We start from the raw sequence: 14,863 nt of genomic DNA on the forward strand, positions 1-14,863 counted from the left end.
AGAGGTTCTTCTTTAACCGTCCCAGCTGGCCTATCGACCATACCCCAGCCCCCGGCTCTTACCGGGGGTCCGAGCCTGCTCCTGCTGCTTGTCCTGCTGGCCGGGAGCTTGGCGCTGCGCCCGGTCCGCGGCGCTCTCCTTTAGTTCGTATCCGGGCTGCTTAGCGGCCCAATCCAGCACCAGGCTGATCTCCTTCACTTCGCGGCTAGGCTGCTGCACGTTGTACTGCACCACCAATTCACTCACCCGGTTGCCTTGGGTATCGACCGTGTGGCTCATGGACAGCGTCGCCCCTTTGCTCAGGAGCGTGCGGTGCAGGGCTTCGGCGCGGCCCGTCGTCTTGATTTCGTTCACTGGCTCAATCACGCGCACCACCAACTGGCGCTCGGCCTCGCGCTGGACCGCGTAGGCGGCCAGGCTCAGGGCCACAACCGCGGGCTGGTGATAGGCGGAGGCCACAAAGCCCGGCACCGGGGCCGGTTTCGCGGCCTCCGCCGTGTAAATGGCAAACATGCGGTGCTTATCCTCGGGGATATAGCGGCCCTTGGCTTCGAGAATCGCCAGCTGTTCCTGCGCCTTTTTGGCCTTGGCTCCGAGCCCGAGACCCAGTATTCCTGCTGCCTGCTTTTGTAGGTCTTTCTGTTGACCGTACGTCTGCGCGACGTTCCACGCGTGGCTGGCTAGACTCTTCGCTTGGCGCTCCAACTCCATTTTCAATCCGCCCAGACCCGTAGCGGCGCCCATGGCTTGCACGACGGCCTGTATTCCTTCGGTGTTGGGATGCGCTTTCAAGTGCGCGCTGTACGAATCGACCACCTGGTTATGGGCTTGAATCCGTGCGTTTTGGGCCGCTATCCCGACCGTGTACGTATGATAAGCCGCTTGCCACTTGCGTTCAATGGCGGGCAGCTCGGGCCCTTTGGCCGCCTGCGCCGCCGCTTGCCGCTGCGCTTCTTGGCGCTGTACTTCCGCCTGGGCGGCGGCTTCTCGCGCCTGCTGCGCCGCCGCTTGGCGGCTCACCTCGGCCTGGCGCGTGGCCTGGTTCGCTTCGAGCTGCCGGACGATCCCGGCCAGGCTGTATTCCCGGCCAATCGCCGACCCTTTCACCGTCTGCCCGTCCTTGGCAAAGCTGATCCCGGTCGGCTTCCCCTCCTTGGTTTGGAATACCTTGAAGGTAATGGCCTGCTCCTTTAGCGTCTCCCGTAGCTGCTTGCCATCGGTAGTGGTGGTCAGCGCCGTGCGCAGCGCCTCCCGCAGCTCATGCCGGGTGTGGTCCACCCCGTGCAGCTGCCCCGGGTGCTGCTTCTCGACCCTTAAACCCTTCGGCGCGGTCAGCCCGTGCTCCTGAATCAGTTCGGTCAGCGCCTGCTTCGAGCGGTAGAAATTCTGCCCGTCTTTGATAGTTTGCCCGTCGTTGTCCACCCGATTGGCGATGATGTGCAGGTGCTGATTGTCCGGCTGGTCGTGGTGGCGGATGATGGCATACTGCGTCTTGTCGAGCCCCATCTTCTGCACGTAGCCCTCGGCAATGGCCCGCATCTTCGCACTGTCGAGCTTGGCCGCGTCGTCCGGGTTAAAGCTCAGGCTAGTGTGCCAGACTGCCTGGCCCAGGTTGGGGTTCAGCTGCCGCCCCCGGTTGAAGTCCGTACTCATGTGGGCCGCGCTGTCCGCCCGCACGCCCACGGCCGCCAGCACCTCGGCCTGCTTGTCGCTGGGCAACTCCTTACGCCCCTCGAACTGGTAGCGTACCAGCCCCCCGAAGCTGCGCCCGATGGTCGTACGGCTGATCATGCGACGTCCCCGAAATAGTCTAATAACTGACTAACTCTCCTGGCCTGCTGTACTACCTCTTCCCCCACCGCCCCAAACCCGCTTTGGTGGGCTTTCTTGGCTAGCTGGTTCAGGTTGTTTGCCAGGCCCGCCAGCTGCCGCAGGTAGCCCTCCTGCTCCCCCGACAGCTGGAGCACCGGCCGTTTCCGGGGCTTGATTCCCCCCTCCACCAGGGGCCGCACATACTGCGAGATGGGCTGCCGCACCTCCGCTGCGCCCGCCTCCAGCTCCTCGTAGCGCGCCACGGATACGTGCGTGGTGATACTCTTCAGCTTATCAGCGGGATCCTTTTTGGGCCGGCCACCTAGGCGCTTGGGCTTCGGGGTAGTAGCAGAGTCAGCAGGTAGTTCCGGCATGGCAGTGACTAGTCAGGGGGATCTTTTGGCGACGATAGGAGCCAAAAGCAAGATGTTTTGCGCGAGCAAAACCTATCTTGCTCCCTACCGCCAGCACAAGATACGCAGAACGAGTCGGATGGGGCTAATCGTGGGTGAAGTATTTTAGGTTGGAAGGGAAGGCTCACTGGGTGACTAGTCGCCCAACAGCTATGGTACTAGGGGGCGGTAGTATCCCATGGCGGTGCTCCTATAAGGTTGTCCTGTTGTAAGGCAGTAACCCGGTGACCTTGTTACTTCCTCCCAGGGTGAACTTGTTCCTTCATAGTAGGGGGCCATTGGTACGGCGGGACAGCAGGACGGTGGCCCGCGCTTCCGTGATCCTGGAAAGCGATGAGGCTAGGCTATGTTAAAGCTCAGTCCCCTAGCTATTCGGACGCCTAGGAGCTCGGCGTTGCAGTCGGACTGTCTGGCCATCTGGCCATAAGTAAAAAGAAACTAGCGGGAGGGAAAGTACAAATAGGCCCGGTCCCGTGCGGGGCTGCTATAGCCTGCCCCGGTGAGGGCACCACCAGGAGCGGCAACGCGTCATCGTGTGCCCCCAACCGGTGCTTGGCTTGGTAGGCCGTGATCTTCCACCGTAGGTTGCTGCTTAGGACTTCCTGCGCAAAACCAACCTTTTAACCAAGGCCAAAACCCGGGAGCACGACCTGGCCACAGAACGCGGAGAAGACGGCTCACCTACCGCCTCCTGAACCGGCACGGCGAGGACAGCTTCTCTGACCAGCCCCTGCCGGCTGAAGCCCCCTTTGGTAGGGACTTGGTTGCGGCCTAGCCGCCGCCTGCCAAACCTGGGTAAGGCAAAGTCGGAGGCTTTCCCTAGTTGTTTACCCCTCCCTGTGTAGTGACGGTACCCTCTTCGCTGGTCGCGAAAGATAAATGACTACTAAAAACGACTTTTTATCAGTCATTTATCTTCTTCAGCTCAGAATCAGGCCCTGAGAAGGTAGTAGAAACGGGATACCGTACCTTCGGTCTAATCCGACTGATAAAAAGTCGTAATTCATTTGTGCCCCCCAGGCGAGGCCTCGCGCTACGGAGAACTACCGGCAAATTGGCGAAGACCACCCTACGTTCAGGTGCTAGGGGAAGACAGGTGCCTTTACTTTATCCATCAAATAAAGTATAAACAAGTATTAAAATAGTACAATCGCCGCGCGCCCATTTAAGGCTATTTTGTGCCGCTTGTTTTGCTGTTTTTCGGGTGCCATTTGCTCGCTCTGGCACGAGTCCTAAAAGCTATTCCTTTCCCCTCGCGCGAAACAACAACTTGTGTATTTTTAAGTATTTGTCTATTTGCAGAACGCACAACTATCTGATTTTGTAGTGGTTACAGGCGTTTAAAACGACTTTTTATCAGTTTAAAACGACTTTTTATCAGTGAACTACTACTTTTTATCAGTTTAAAACGACTTTTTATCAGTCAATCTGGGGGCGAGCGACGACTTTTTATCAGCTAAAAACGCCTTGTAAAAACAGTTGTAGTTTTTAGGTGCTTTGTTATCTTTGTCCGCCACCCCTCGCTGCTATGGAACCCTCAGAAGCTCTGGAAGTCCGCCAACACAATGCCATCACCACGGCGCGCTACGACTACACGGCCTGCCAGTTGGACTTGCTGTTCTTTCTGCTCTCCAAGCTGCGCCGGGAGGATAAACCCAACCAGGAGTATCAGATCCACATGAGCGAAGTGGTGGCCATGACGGGTCGGGAGTGGCACTACAAGCAACTGAAGGAAGCCACCGAGTCCATGGGCTCGCGCATGTTCGAGGTGGAGAACGAGCAGAGCTATGTGCAGCTCTGGATGTTTCAAAAAGTGGAGTACGTCAAGGGCCAGGGCCACCTGCGCATTCGCCTCTCGGAGGATATCCGGCCTTACCTGTTCGAGCTCAAGAACAACTTCACGTCCTACCAGCTGTTCTCGGCCCTGAAGATCTCCAGCAAGTACGCCAAGCGGATTTATCAGCTGGCCTCGCAGTGGAAGGATATTGGGGAAACCAAAACTTACGACTTGGATGAGTTTAAACTCATGCTCAAGCTCAAGGACCCCAAGGGCAAGGAGCCCGATCAGTTTCAGCGCATCAGCGATTTGAAGGCCAAGGTGCTGGACATTGCCGTGCGGCAGATAAACGAGAACACGGAGCTCAAGATTGGCTATACCCTCCTGAAACAGGGCCGCTCTTTCCACGCCGTGCGCTTCTACGTGACCAAGCAGCAACCCAAGCAGCTCCCGATTCCCTTTGAGGAAACCCCGGAGGAAGCCAAGCTGCTCATGGCCCGGCGCCACCTGGAAGGGCTGGGCATCAAAGACCCCAAGCTGGTCAGCCAAATCACGGGCGACGAGCAGCTCATCAATGAACTCTTCAAATTCATGTACCGCCTTAAGACCGACAAGATCAAGGCCAGTAAGAACCCGGCCGGGCTATTACTCACGGTCCTGGGCCTGAAAACACCATCCGCCAAACAAGGGAAGTAGGGCTGCTGCTCCCTCCTCCCCTGCCAAGACCCACCCCGACCCAGAAGCTTACCGCGCGCGGCGAGTAGCAGGCCCCGGTGCTGGGTTACTTTCCCGTGCTGGCCTGTCGTCCCTGTTGGATGCGCTGCCGGCGCTGCTGCTCCTGTTCGCGGGCCTGCGCGGGGCGGGGCGGGGCGGGGGCAGCCCCGGCGAAGAGCAAGTCCAAGGCTTCTTGGAGGGCCTGCTTCTGCGAGTAGGTATACTCACCCTGGACCCGGCGGGCGTGCACGTAATCCCGCAGCTGCTCCAAGTGTCCCCGGCTCAGCACGAACGTCTGCCGTACGCCATCGGGTGCGGCACTGGCAGCAGCGGGCACGGCGGCGGGAGAAACAACGCTATCTGGTTTCGCTATATTACCAGTATTACTGGTATTACTCGTATTACTGGTGTTACCGATACTACTTACCGTTTTTGGTGATTCAGCCGCCTTTTTTACTGGCTCGCGGTCGTCACTAAGATCAAAAAAGTCGCGTTCCGACGTGGGCTTGGGAGCAGGGTGCTCACCGGGGCGGGGCAGGTTTTTGAAGGTTTTGGGCATGGGAAGCAGGTAGCGGATTAGCGGGTAAGGATTTCGGCGACCAGCGCCTGGTAGTCGGTGGCCCCGGCACTCTGCGGGGCGTAGGTGAAAATGTCTTGGCCCAGGTGCGGCGCTTCGCCCAAGGCAATGCTCTCGCGGATGACAGTATCGAGCACTAAGCCCGGATGCTGCGCCCGCAACTGCTCGGCCGTATCCCGACGCAGCACCTTGCGCTTATCGTGCCGGGTGAAGAAGACGCCCCCCACGGCTAACTCCGGATTTAGCCGCCGCTGCACCCGGCCCACCAACTCCAATACTTTTGCCAAGCCGTCGGCGGCATACAGCTGGGCTTCCAGCGGAATATAGAGGGCCTGCGCGCAGGCATAGGCATTGAGCGTGACCAAGCCGAGCGCCGGCGGGCAGTCCAGCAGAATGTAGTCGCACCGCTCCCGCACGGGTTCGAGCAGTTCCTTGAGCAAAAATTCGCGGTCCAGCTCGTCGCCCTTCACTTTCTCAAACCCCGATAGCGCGGGGGAGCCCGCCACCAGCGCCAGGTTCTCGCGCAGCGAGTAGGCTTTGAGGCGATACTCGCCCAGCAGGGCCCCGTACACGTTCTGCTCGGCCTCGAGCAGGCCCAAGCCTTTGGTCAGATTGGCCTGCGGGTCCAGGTCCACCAGCAGCACCCGCTGGCCAACGCGGGCCAGGCCCGCCCCGACGTTCGCCGTGGACGTAGTTTTGCCTACCCCTCCCTTTTGGTTTGTAAACGCGAGAATCTTGCTCATGGCCCGAAAGTAGTTAATAATGTGTTACCCGTGTTACTTATCGTACCTGTGTTATCTATATTACTTATGTTACTTGTCCGATACGGAACCGGGGATAGGGTGAAATCAGGCTAGAATCGCTACTTTTGGTGGCTGCGCGTGCGGCCCGCCTTACTCGCTTCCCATGACTTCCTCCACCCAAGATGCGTATCAGGCTCTTCGGGAGTACCTAAACGGGCTCCTCCATCCGTCCTTGGCCGACCAGGCCCTGGTGGACGTGCCGGCGGCGCTGCGTCCCAGTCTGGAGGCGTTCATGGCGGGCAAAACTGAGTACCAGGACGAGGCTGGACGGCGCATGATTTACGCGGCCGACTTAGCGGCGTGGGCCGCAGACCTAATTTACGGCGCGGGCCTGCCCGCGCCGCTGCCGCTGGCCACGGTGGACGTGGCGGCGCTACGGGCGGCCACGCTCCGCCAAGCGGCATGACGTGGGCGGAGATTGAGCAACTGACCGATCAGGTGCAGCAGCTGCCGCCTGGCCGGCAGCGGACCAGCCAGCAGCTAAGCCAGGTCATGGTGTCGGCGCACTCGACCATGATTGAGGGCTCCCGCGTAACGGTACTGGAAGCGTTTGATTTTCTGCTCGGGGCAACCCCTACCCTGGGACCGGGCAAGCCGCTGGCCGGCTACGACATGCTGGGCGACCACGCCCGTGCCCTAGACCTGGCCTTACAGCGGGCGGATGCGCGGCAGCTTCCCGACCCAACCTTGCTGCGGGAGCTAGCGGCGGCCGTGATGCAGTCTACCGGCCGACTGACCAATACAGCCTTGGGTACGGTGGACCCGTCGAAAGGGGACTTGCGCCGGGGCAGCGTCTTTATTGTCGGAGCCAGTTCCTTCCCCAACGCCCAAAAGGTGCCGGCCATGGTGGCAACCCTAACTGACGACCTGCGGGCTCGAATGCCGGTAGCCACCACCCTGCGCGAGCAGTTGGAGTTGGCGTTTGAGGCGCATCAGCGCCTGGTGAGTATTCATCCCTTTAACGACGGCAATGGGCGCACCTCTCGGTTACTAATGAACTACGTGCAGCGGTACTACCGTCAGCCGCTGACTATCGTGTTCCGCGAAGACCGGCAGGCCTATTTCTCTGCTTTGGAACAAAGCCGCGTCGCAGAGGACTTGACCGTATTCCTTGATTTTATGCGTGGCCAGCACGCAAAATCATTGACCTATCAACTCACGGCAGTCACCCCGCCGGAAGGGTATAGCCTGTGATTCAATAATGTAACCAACATTAGAGCACACAACTCACAGTGTTACTTATGTTACCTGTGTTACTGATATTATTCATGTTACTAGTATTACCTATGTTATTATAGGTCAATAAGGAGGTTTGGATTAGACCTTCTCGGTCGAGTAAAAAGCACGGGCACTATAGATTTGCTGTTTCTACGACGTATAGTCAACTAGTGCCATAGCGGGAAGCACGCAGCAGGGGCCAGACAGCCCCCGAGCTAGCAGACCTTATAATCGCCAATGGACACTCTTTAAGTTTAGGTCCGATAACGCCGCCCGCTTTATCGGACCTTATAATAGTGCAGGATTTCAGTTTATGCTCATAATTCACCCAAGGACGGTATCTTTCCCGCCCCTTCTAGGGGGTATCTGTCATGACCGAATTCAAAAACAATTTGCTTCAGCTCGCACGACAGTTGGGTCTAGACGAGGCGGAGTTTGCTGCCGTTGGTATTCATACCTGGCCTTCTATTATGCGCCGGATAGAAACCACGTTTTTTATCCAATACAATTCTACTAGTCCCTATTCCTGGTCCTGGGATAACCTAAAGAAACCTTACTGTCAGCTGCCTTTTGCGAATGGTCAAGCATATAAGGTTTTACCCAGCCTGGTGGAGGAATCGGAGAAGGTATGGTTTGTGGCATGTGACACGAAGTTCTGGCTCTTTGAAGGCACTGTCCAAGCCATCGAACGCCTTCTTGACGAACATTATGCCTTTGAGTATTATCTCGTATCCAAAAAGTATGCGTGGCTCTTATGCGAAACAGACCATGACGTCCTGCTTGGTGCAGGAAACATGATAACGAAGATGCGCACGCTGCTATCGCCTACAACTAACTAGGTAAATGCAGAGGCTATCGCAGTAAAGTTATGTATTACTTCAGCTGAAAAGGTGGATAGAATCTACGATTTTCTCAAGACCCCGCTTATAACTCTTGTTATCCTATGTTCGCATGTGCCTCGTAATGAGGGCTGCTGAGAAGGAAAAGGGAGGAGTAAGATTCATCGATTATGGGGCCATTATGAGCTCGTTTAACATGACAATCCCCTCTCTTTTCTAGGGCTACTTTGGACAGTTCCGTGAGGCCACAGAGCCTGTATCAGGATAATAAAAGACTCCCTAGAATTCCTTTTTAGCTCTTCCCTTCCCTTCAACCTGCCCCACTATGGATTCCCCATCGCCCTTTCCCATCGTTGGCATTGACGTGAGCAAAGCCACGCTGGCCATCTGTTACCACGTGAATGACCACGTCAAGCACCTGGAAGTCAGCAATAGTAAAGCTGGCTTTCAGCAGCTAGTGCAGGCCTGTGGGGCACAATGCCGGTTTGTGATGGAAGCCACCGGCACCTATAATTTGGCCCTGGCCTATTACCTGCACGAGCAGGGTGGGCAAGTAGCGGTGCTGAATCCACTCGTCATCAAGCGCTTTATCCAGATGCACTTAAGCAAAGGCAAAAGCGACCGCAAAGATGCCCAGTGGCTGCTGCGCTATGGCCAGCAGCAACCGGTCAAAGTCTGGCAACCCGACGAAACGGTACTGGTCGAGTGCCGGCAGCTCGAACAGGTGAGCGAGCAGCTGCTCAAGCAAAAAACCATGGTTAGTAATGCCTTGGAGGCCTTGCAACGCCAACCTATTATCAGCAAGCTCGCGTTGAAACGTCTTCAGCAGACGCTTAAAAGCTTGACGCAGCAAGTGGATGCAGTCGAGGCCGAACTGCTGGCCCTGTTAGAACTGCGCTTTGCGGCCCAGATGACGCTGCTATGCTCCATTCCCGGTATCGGGCGCAAGACGGCGGGTATGCTGCTGCTCTTTGCTGGGGGCTTCACCCACCTCGATAACTACCGGCAGCTCATTGCCATGGCCGGCTTGTCGCCGCGCGAACACACCTCCGGCACCAGCATCCGGGGCAAGGTGCGCATCACCAAAATGGGCGGGGGGCTGATTCGCGGTAAGCTCTTTATGTGTAGCTTCTCGGCGAAGAAAACGAACGCGGCCTGTGCGGCCCTCTTTGACCGGCTCGTGGCCAAGGGCAAGAACAAGAAACTAGCCCTGATTGCGGTCTGCAACAAGCTGCTCAAGCAGGCCTTTGCCATCATCAAATCGGGCGTGCCCTACCAAGCTGATTTTAGCTCAAAACTCGCTCCCACCGCTTGACTTCTAACACAGTTCTTGTTAATGACCAATGGTAAGATAGGGCCTCCATACTCTGCTTACCCATTTTATCGCTAAAGTTCTATTGACTTCGGTCCCAGTACGGCTATATTTGACCGCTTTTGCTGCTTCAGCTTCTTCCCCTAGCCGGGAGCAGCTGGGCCTTCCTCCGTCTTTCAGTCGCCCTCGATGCTCTTTCCTCGTACCCTGTTCGGTAGCTTGCTCCTCGTCCTGGCTCCCTGGGTAGGGCAGGCGCAAACCCCGGATGCTCCTGCTCGGGCCCACTCGCCCCAAGTATTTGTGGGCGTGGGGGGCTTATTCGCCGGCTGCCCCCTGCCCAAAGGTGGGGCGGTCAACCTGAAGTCCTTCGTGCCCACGCTGGGCGTGCAGCTGCGCCCCCGCTGGGGCGTGGAAGTGAGCGCGGCCTATGATACGGACTACCGCCATACCCGCGCGAGCTACGAGACCCTGGATCCGAGCACGGGCCAGTGGGTGGTCGACTACGGGACCCGGACGAGCCGCATCCGCGCCCTGCTCGTGCCGGTGCTGGCCCGCTACGCCCTGCTCAACCGCCCCGCCCAGCGCTTCCAGGTGGATGTGCTCGGGGGCCTGAGCTTGGTGCACGCGGTGGCGCGCCAGTCGATGACGGCGGGATCGGGCGAGCCCTACGAGCTGGGCACGAGCCGGGCGACGGGCGTCTGCCTGACGCTGGGCCCGAGTGTGCGCTACCAGGTGGGGGCCGGCCTACAGGTCACGGCCGAGGCGGTACTGAACCGGCAAGTGCAGAGTCCCCGGCGCCTGCACGCGGCGAATCCGAGCGTGAGCGCGGGGGTGCGCTACTCCTTTGGGTCGCGCCCGTGACCGAAAGGGGCTCGGGTCGGGCCATACAGCGCAGGAGAGGTCGTAGGCCCACGAGCAGGCTAACGCTCTGTCCGAGAAGGTCTGTGGCGGTGGCAAAAGTCAGGCAGTAGGTTGACAACAACCTATGCGAGCCCAACCAGCTGCCAACGGGGAGCGCTCCTCCTGCCGGTTTAGATCTTCCTAGGCACCGAGGTGACCCAAGCGATTCACGGCTGGTAGTTTTGCCACCGGCACGGCTATTACGTTACCTGGCTTTCCCTACAGGAGCAAAGTGGAAAAGTCGCTCGCTTTCCTCCCCCTGGCACGACTGTAACGGACCAAGGACAGCCCAACCCTAGCCAGCGTGCGGGAAATGGCGGCAAAAACACCTGGTCCACCATCGTGGCCCGTAGTTGCTGGGCCGACTCCGGCCGCTGGTGCTGGGTAGCTCACGAGCGTGGGCGCAGGCCGCGATGGATCTGGTGGTGGTGCGCATTGATCTGGGGCTGCGGCGCCTGCTCCTTACCTGCGCAGAGGGCCGACGCGAGCTTGTGAAGATGGATACCCGTTGGGTAAGTCCGCGTACTGAGTTTATAAGTATTAAAATTCTGTAGTGTAACTATGTTAATCATAGCAGTACAGTTGAGGCCCTGCTGGTTGCTGTCTCTCCGTCCAGGAACAGTTGGAGCCGGAAATTTATAATACGATGATGTATCTAGTTGTTCCTTAATAAGCCTGTTTAAACTACCTACATGCGATATCCCCGTTACCTGCAGCTGCGATTAGTCGGCCTACTGACACTGCTCCTGTTAGGTAGTTTTCAACGAACACCCGCCGACGACTTTTTACGCCAAGTGGTTAGTCGGCTACAGGGATTTTACGTGCGCAGCTTTCCGGAAAAGAGCTACCTACATACCGATAAGGCCTTTTACGCCCTCGGTGAAACGATCTGGCTGAAGGCCTACGTGGTGGATGGCGCCCAGCACCGCCCCGATACAGTGAGCCGGGTGCTGTACGTGGACCTGGTCGGGCCTGACCAGCGCGTGGTAGCCCAGCGCGTGCTGCGCCTAAACCAAGGCACGGCCGCCGCCGATTTCGAGCTGGCCGATACCTTGGCTCAGGGAGCCTACACGGTGCGTGCCTATACCAATTGGATGCGCAACTTCAGCCCCGATTATTTTTTCTCCAAGCGCCTGCCCGTGTGGCAGGCCAGCCCCGAAGCCGCCTCCGCTACGGCCGCCAATAAGCGCGGCGCCAGGTCAGTGACTCGCAAAGCGGCGCCCATCTCGGCCAAAACCGATGTGCAGTTTTTCCCGGAAGGTGGCAATCTGGTGGCTGGGCTGCCCGCCGTGGTTGCCTTCAAAGCGACCGATGGCTACGGCCGCGGCATAGATGTAAGTGGGCAACTCACCGACGATCTGGGGCAGGCGGTGAGCACCTTCAAAACCGCGCACGCGGGCATGGGCACCGTGCTGCTGACGCCCCAGCCGGGGCGCCAATACAAGGCCGCCGCCGTGCTGCCCGATGGCACGCGCGCTGAGTACGCGCTGCCCGCCGTGGCCCCCGCTGGCTTTGTAATGAAAGTAACCCAGGCCAAGGACTTTGTATATGTGGGGGTGCAGCGCCAAGCGGGCGCCGCGCCGGCTGCCACCGAAAACGTAACGCTGATGGTGCACGTGCGCGGCACGGTGGCTTATGTTGCCAAGGGTCAGCTCTCGGGCAATGAAGGCTACGCCGCTCGGATTGCAAAAAGCAAGTTTCCGGCTGGTGTTGCGCACTTCACCCTGTTTGATGGGCAAGGGGCGCCGCAGTGCGAGCGGTTGGCTTTTGTTGATTCCCAGCCAGGTTTGCAAGTGCGCATTACGCCCGATAAACCCTCCTACGCGCCCCGCGAAAAAGTTAATCTGACAGTGGCCGTAACCGATGGCGCCGGCCAGCCCGTGGCCGCGCAGCTTTCCCTGGCGGTCACCAATAGCCAGGCGACCGGCGCGGCTGAGAACCCCGAAACCACCATTCTGACCCATCTGCTGCTAAGCTCCGATCTACGGGGCTACGTGGAGAATCCAGGCTACTACTTTCAGAATAAAACCCTCGAAGCGGCCCAACACCTCGACAACCTGCTGCTCACCCAAGGCTGGCGGCGCTTCGTATGGCAAGAGCTGATCGACGATAAAATGCCCCCCAGACCCTTCGCCCTGGAGCAAACCCTGAGCGTGGGCGGGCAAGTGGTGCGCCCCAATGAAAAACCGGCCGGTGTAAGTCAGCTCACTATCTTTCAGGCGGGACCCAGCCAGGGAATGGCCGTAGCCAATACCGACGCCGATGGCAGTTTTGTGGTGGGCGGCTTCGAAGGCAAAGACACGGCCCGCGTGGTGGTACAGGCCCGCAAGGAAAAGGGCGGCAGCAACCTGCTTATAAAGCTCCATCCGCGCTGGCCCACCGTTACGGCTCTCACCTGGCCGCTGCCGTCGCAGCCCCAGCCGGTTGTGGCAGCCTATCTGGAGCAAAGCAAAAAGCAGCTAACTGCCCAGCGCCAGTACCGGGCCGATACCACGAAAACTATTTTGCTGAAAGGCGTAACGGTGGAGGGCCGCAAAATACCAAAGCCGCCCGTTGATGCCCGGCGGCTGTACTCACGGGCTGATGCGGTGATCAAGCCGGATGATATTCCGGGCAGCAGTTCCTTCCAAAGCGTATTGCAGCTCTTGCAAGGGCGAGTGGCCGGCGTAACGGTGGGCCCTGGCCCCGATTATCGGGTGGGGATTCGGGGTAACTCTGTGGGTATTGTTAGGGACTCCAATGGGCCGTTATTTATTCTAGATGGTATTCCGATTGATATAACTGCCATCAATACAATTCCGATTTTTGATGTTGAGACCATAGAAGTATTAAAGGGTCCTTCGGCAGCCATTTACGGCAGCCGTGCTGGTGGGGGCGTCATTGCTATTTTTACCAAGCGCGGCAGCAGCAACTATGACTACTCCAAAGCCCCCGCGCCCGGCATCGTGACGGCGGTGCTGCCGGCTTACTACCGGGCCCGCGCGTTTTATGCTCCGCGCTACGAGGGTGCCGCCAAACCGGCCCCGCCCCGCCCCGACTACCGCAGCACCACGCTCTACTGGGCGCCCGCCCTGCGCACTGACGCCACGGGCCAAACCCAGGTGTCGTTCTACTGCTCCGACGACGTAAGCACATTTCGGGTGGCCGTGGAGGGCTTATCTGACGGTGGTACGCCCGGCATGGGCGTAGGCGAGTTTAGCGTAGCAAAGTAAAAAAAGTCTCCAGCGTGCTTTCCCGAAGGGTGACGGACCTATGACCTCGCCGCGACGGGGAGAAAGGGTGAGGCTACGGTGGGGGCGGGCAGGTACTTGCGGCAGAAGTACTATTGGCAGAAGGACTATTCGTGGGCCAAACGCCCCCTAGAGCGCGGCGTTACTATCGGTGAGGGCAGAATACAGCTTGGAACTATACCTTAAACAACGCATTTCAACTGACTTGCGCCAGCTTAACTATAGTTAACCAGCACTTTCCCTTTTCGGCTTTGGTAATAATGCTTTTAGCATTGATACAGGGGCGGTGGACCTGAATGAAGCCTAGTATCGGCTCGTCCGCAAGTTAATACAGGAAGGGTATGTGGTGCAGTAACGCTTGGATGGGGGCGATACCTTCTGCACGCTGCTCTTCGTCAAAGCGCCCACGCCCGACGTTAAGAAAGCCGCTGGCTTTCGTCCCGTTGGGCGTGCTGTTGTCCGAGAATCGCCATTATGATAACTGACAAACGGCTGCAGGGGCTCCGGCTATGTTCCAGCGGGCGGCAGCTAACATTCATTTCCCTGCTAGTTTCAGTGTTACAGGGGCATAACTACTTAATACTGACCAGGATTCCTAGAGTGCATAGAACTGCTTCACGTTGTAATTGGCAATGCTCTCGGCTAGCTGTAAGGGACTTACACCGCTGTGGTTTTGCTGCGCAGGATCCGCCCCATGGGCCAGCAACAATTTTAGCATGGCGCCCCGACCGTGCGACTCAAACGTTGCTCGCCATAGTGGGGTATTGCCATAGGCGTCCGGCAGGTCAACCGTTGCCCCGGCCTGTAGCAGCAACTCTGCCATCGCCACCGCATAGGTCTGCGCCGCATAGTGCAGCGCGCTCCAGCCGTTGCGGTCTTGCTAGTCTAGAGCCGGGGACTGGGTGAGCAACCACTGCAGCATGGGCACGTCCCCGTGGTTGATGACCATCGAGAGTAAGCTTCTGCCCATGCTGTCGGTTAGATGCACGGTGCTACTATTCACCAGCTGCTCCAGCACGTCATACTCTTTTCGATGAACGGCCCGAAGAACTTCCTCGGATAAACGGAGAGTAGCCGCTTTTCGCACTTTAGTCATGGCCGTAAAGTACCACATTTAGAAGCGTAAAAGAGGAAAGGTAGCTTGCTTTTGTACAGAGGCCGCTAGTTAGACAAAAGGCAGAAAAGTCGCGTCTGTCAAGGTGGCTGCTTTCTTTAAATTGTTGCTTAACGTAATGTAGGTTATAAGAATCTTGAATTTATTCTATTCA

Annotated in this window: 13 protein-coding genes and 1 pseudogene; 8 read left to right on the forward strand and 6 right to left on the reverse strand. The window is 58.1% G+C overall.

Annotation, left to right across the window (positions count from 1 at the left end):
* Nucleotides 1-30: 30 nt before the first annotated feature.
* Together B9A24_RS21200 and B9A24_RS21205 are read right to left on the reverse strand one after the other, a co-directional pair.
* Nucleotides 31-1,791: a relaxase/mobilization nuclease domain-containing protein gene (locus tag B9A24_RS21200; RefSeq protein ID WP_084448125.1), complete on the reverse strand. Its 1,761-nt coding sequence runs from the start codon at nt 1,789-1,791 to the stop codon at nt 31-33.
* The gene (locus B9A24_RS21205) at nt 1,788-2,186 is read right to left on the reverse strand and encodes a MobC family plasmid mobilization relaxosome protein (protein ID WP_084448126.1); all 399 of its coding nucleotides are present in this window, start codon (nt 2,184-2,186) and stop codon (nt 1,788-1,790) included. The genes B9A24_RS21200 and B9A24_RS21205 overlap by 4 nt, the downstream gene beginning before the upstream one ends.
* Before the next feature lie 1,567 nt (nt 2,187-3,753).
* Here B9A24_RS21205 and B9A24_RS21210 point away from each other — a divergent pair.
* Nucleotides 3,754-4,698: a replication initiation protein gene (locus B9A24_RS21210; protein WP_084448128.1), complete on the forward strand. Its 945-nt coding sequence runs from the start codon at nt 3,754-3,756 to the stop codon at nt 4,696-4,698.
* An 85-nt stretch (nt 4,699-4,783) separates the two neighbouring features.
* On the opposite strand, the gene B9A24_RS21215 is transcribed toward B9A24_RS21210, so the two are convergent.
* Both B9A24_RS21215 and B9A24_RS21220 read right to left on the reverse strand, forming a co-directional pair.
* Complete coding sequence (locus B9A24_RS21215; protein ID WP_084448130.1) at nt 4,784-5,275, reverse strand: hypothetical protein; 492 nt, start codon at nt 5,273-5,275, stop codon at nt 4,784-4,786.
* Between the two features lie 17 nt (nt 5,276-5,292).
* The gene (locus B9A24_RS21220) at nt 5,293-6,036 is read right to left on the reverse strand and encodes a ParA family protein (protein ID WP_084448132.1); all 744 of its coding nucleotides are present in this window, start codon (nt 6,034-6,036) and stop codon (nt 5,293-5,295) included.
* Nucleotides 6,037-6,199: 163 nt separating this feature from the next.
* Between B9A24_RS21220 and B9A24_RS21225 the strand changes: the two genes are divergently transcribed.
* From B9A24_RS21225 to B9A24_RS21250, 7 genes are all read left to right on the forward strand, one after another.
* Complete coding sequence (locus B9A24_RS21225; RefSeq protein ID WP_084448135.1) at nt 6,200-6,502, forward strand: hypothetical protein; 303 nt, start codon at nt 6,200-6,202, stop codon at nt 6,500-6,502.
* Nucleotides 6,499-7,290, forward strand: coding sequence for a Fic family protein (locus B9A24_RS21230; protein WP_084448137.1), 792 nt, complete (start codon nt 6,499-6,501; stop codon nt 7,288-7,290). The genes B9A24_RS21225 and B9A24_RS21230 overlap by 4 nt, the downstream gene beginning before the upstream one ends.
* Nucleotides 7,291-7,685: 395 nt before the next feature.
* Nucleotides 7,686-8,153, forward strand: coding sequence for a DUF6756 family protein (locus B9A24_RS21235; RefSeq protein WP_084448139.1), 468 nt, complete (start codon nt 7,686-7,688; stop codon nt 8,151-8,153).
* A gap of 325 nt (nt 8,154-8,478) precedes the next feature.
* On the forward strand, nt 8,479-9,468 hold the full coding sequence (locus B9A24_RS21240; protein WP_084448141.1) for an IS110 family RNA-guided transposase: 990 nt from the start codon (nt 8,479-8,481) through the stop codon (nt 9,466-9,468).
* 186 nt (nt 9,469-9,654) lie between these two features.
* On the forward strand, nt 9,655-10,326 hold the full coding sequence (locus tag B9A24_RS21245) for a hypothetical protein (RefSeq protein ID WP_084448143.1): 672 nt from the start codon (nt 9,655-9,657) through the stop codon (nt 10,324-10,326).
* Nucleotides 10,327-10,718: 392 nt separating this feature from the next.
* Nucleotides 10,719-10,919 (forward strand): hypothetical protein, encoded by a 201-nt coding sequence (locus B9A24_RS21880; protein WP_143435170.1) that lies wholly within the window; start codon nt 10,719-10,721, stop codon nt 10,917-10,919.
* A 138-nt stretch (nt 10,920-11,057) separates the two neighbouring features.
* A complete protein-coding gene (locus B9A24_RS21250) occupies nt 11,058-13,577 on the forward strand; it encodes a TonB-dependent receptor plug domain-containing protein (protein ID WP_084448145.1) in 2,520 nt (839 codons plus the stop codon).
* Between the two features lie 613 nt (nt 13,578-14,190).
* Here B9A24_RS21250 and B9A24_RS21255 read toward each other — a convergent pair.
* Nucleotides 14,191-14,460 (reverse strand): annotated as a pseudogene (locus B9A24_RS21255) (ankyrin repeat domain-containing protein); the annotation flags it as partial.
* A gap of 15 nt (nt 14,461-14,475) precedes the next feature.
* Complete coding sequence (locus B9A24_RS21260; RefSeq protein WP_143435171.1) at nt 14,476-14,691, reverse strand: hypothetical protein; 216 nt, start codon at nt 14,689-14,691, stop codon at nt 14,476-14,478.
* Nucleotides 14,692-14,863 lie beyond the last annotated feature (172 nt).

This window comes from Hymenobacter roseosalivarius DSM 11622, from assembly GCF_900176135.1.
In the GTDB taxonomy this organism is placed as follows: domain Bacteria; phylum Bacteroidota; class Bacteroidia; order Cytophagales; family Hymenobacteraceae; genus Hymenobacter; species Hymenobacter roseosalivarius.

Excerpts from the sequence above, each read along its gene's own strand:
- B9A24_RS21200 (WP_084448125.1), bottom strand. The coding sequence starts at position 1,791 with ATGATCAGCCGTACGACCATCGGGCGCAGCTTCGGGGGGCTGGTACGC.
- B9A24_RS21230 (WP_084448137.1), top strand. The coding sequence starts at position 6,499 with ATGACGTGGGCGGAGATTGAGCAACTGACCGATCAGGTGCAGCAGCTG.
- B9A24_RS21250 (WP_084448145.1), top strand. The coding sequence starts at position 11,058 with ATGCGATATCCCCGTTACCTGCAGCTGCGATTAGTCGGCCTACTGACA.
- B9A24_RS21260 (WP_143435171.1), bottom strand. The coding sequence starts at position 14,691 with ATGACTAAAGTGCGAAAAGCGGCTACTCTCCGTTTATCCGAGGAAGTT.
- B9A24_RS21205 (WP_084448126.1), bottom strand. The coding sequence starts at position 2,186 with ATGCCGGAACTACCTGCTGACTCTGCTACTACCCCGAAGCCCAAGCGC.
- B9A24_RS21225 (WP_084448135.1), top strand. The coding sequence starts at position 6,200 with ATGACTTCCTCCACCCAAGATGCGTATCAGGCTCTTCGGGAGTACCTA.
- B9A24_RS21215 (WP_084448130.1), bottom strand. The coding sequence starts at position 5,275 with ATGCCCAAAACCTTCAAAAACCTGCCCCGCCCCGGTGAGCACCCTGCT.
- B9A24_RS21210 (WP_084448128.1), top strand. The coding sequence starts at position 3,754 with ATGGAACCCTCAGAAGCTCTGGAAGTCCGCCAACACAATGCCATCACC.
- B9A24_RS21240 (WP_084448141.1), top strand. The coding sequence starts at position 8,479 with ATGGATTCCCCATCGCCCTTTCCCATCGTTGGCATTGACGTGAGCAAA.
- B9A24_RS21220 (WP_084448132.1), bottom strand. The coding sequence starts at position 6,036 with ATGAGCAAGATTCTCGCGTTTACAAACCAAAAGGGAGGGGTAGGCAAA.
- B9A24_RS21245 (WP_084448143.1), top strand. The coding sequence starts at position 9,655 with ATGCTCTTTCCTCGTACCCTGTTCGGTAGCTTGCTCCTCGTCCTGGCT.
- B9A24_RS21235 (WP_084448139.1), top strand. The coding sequence starts at position 7,686 with ATGACCGAATTCAAAAACAATTTGCTTCAGCTCGCACGACAGTTGGGT.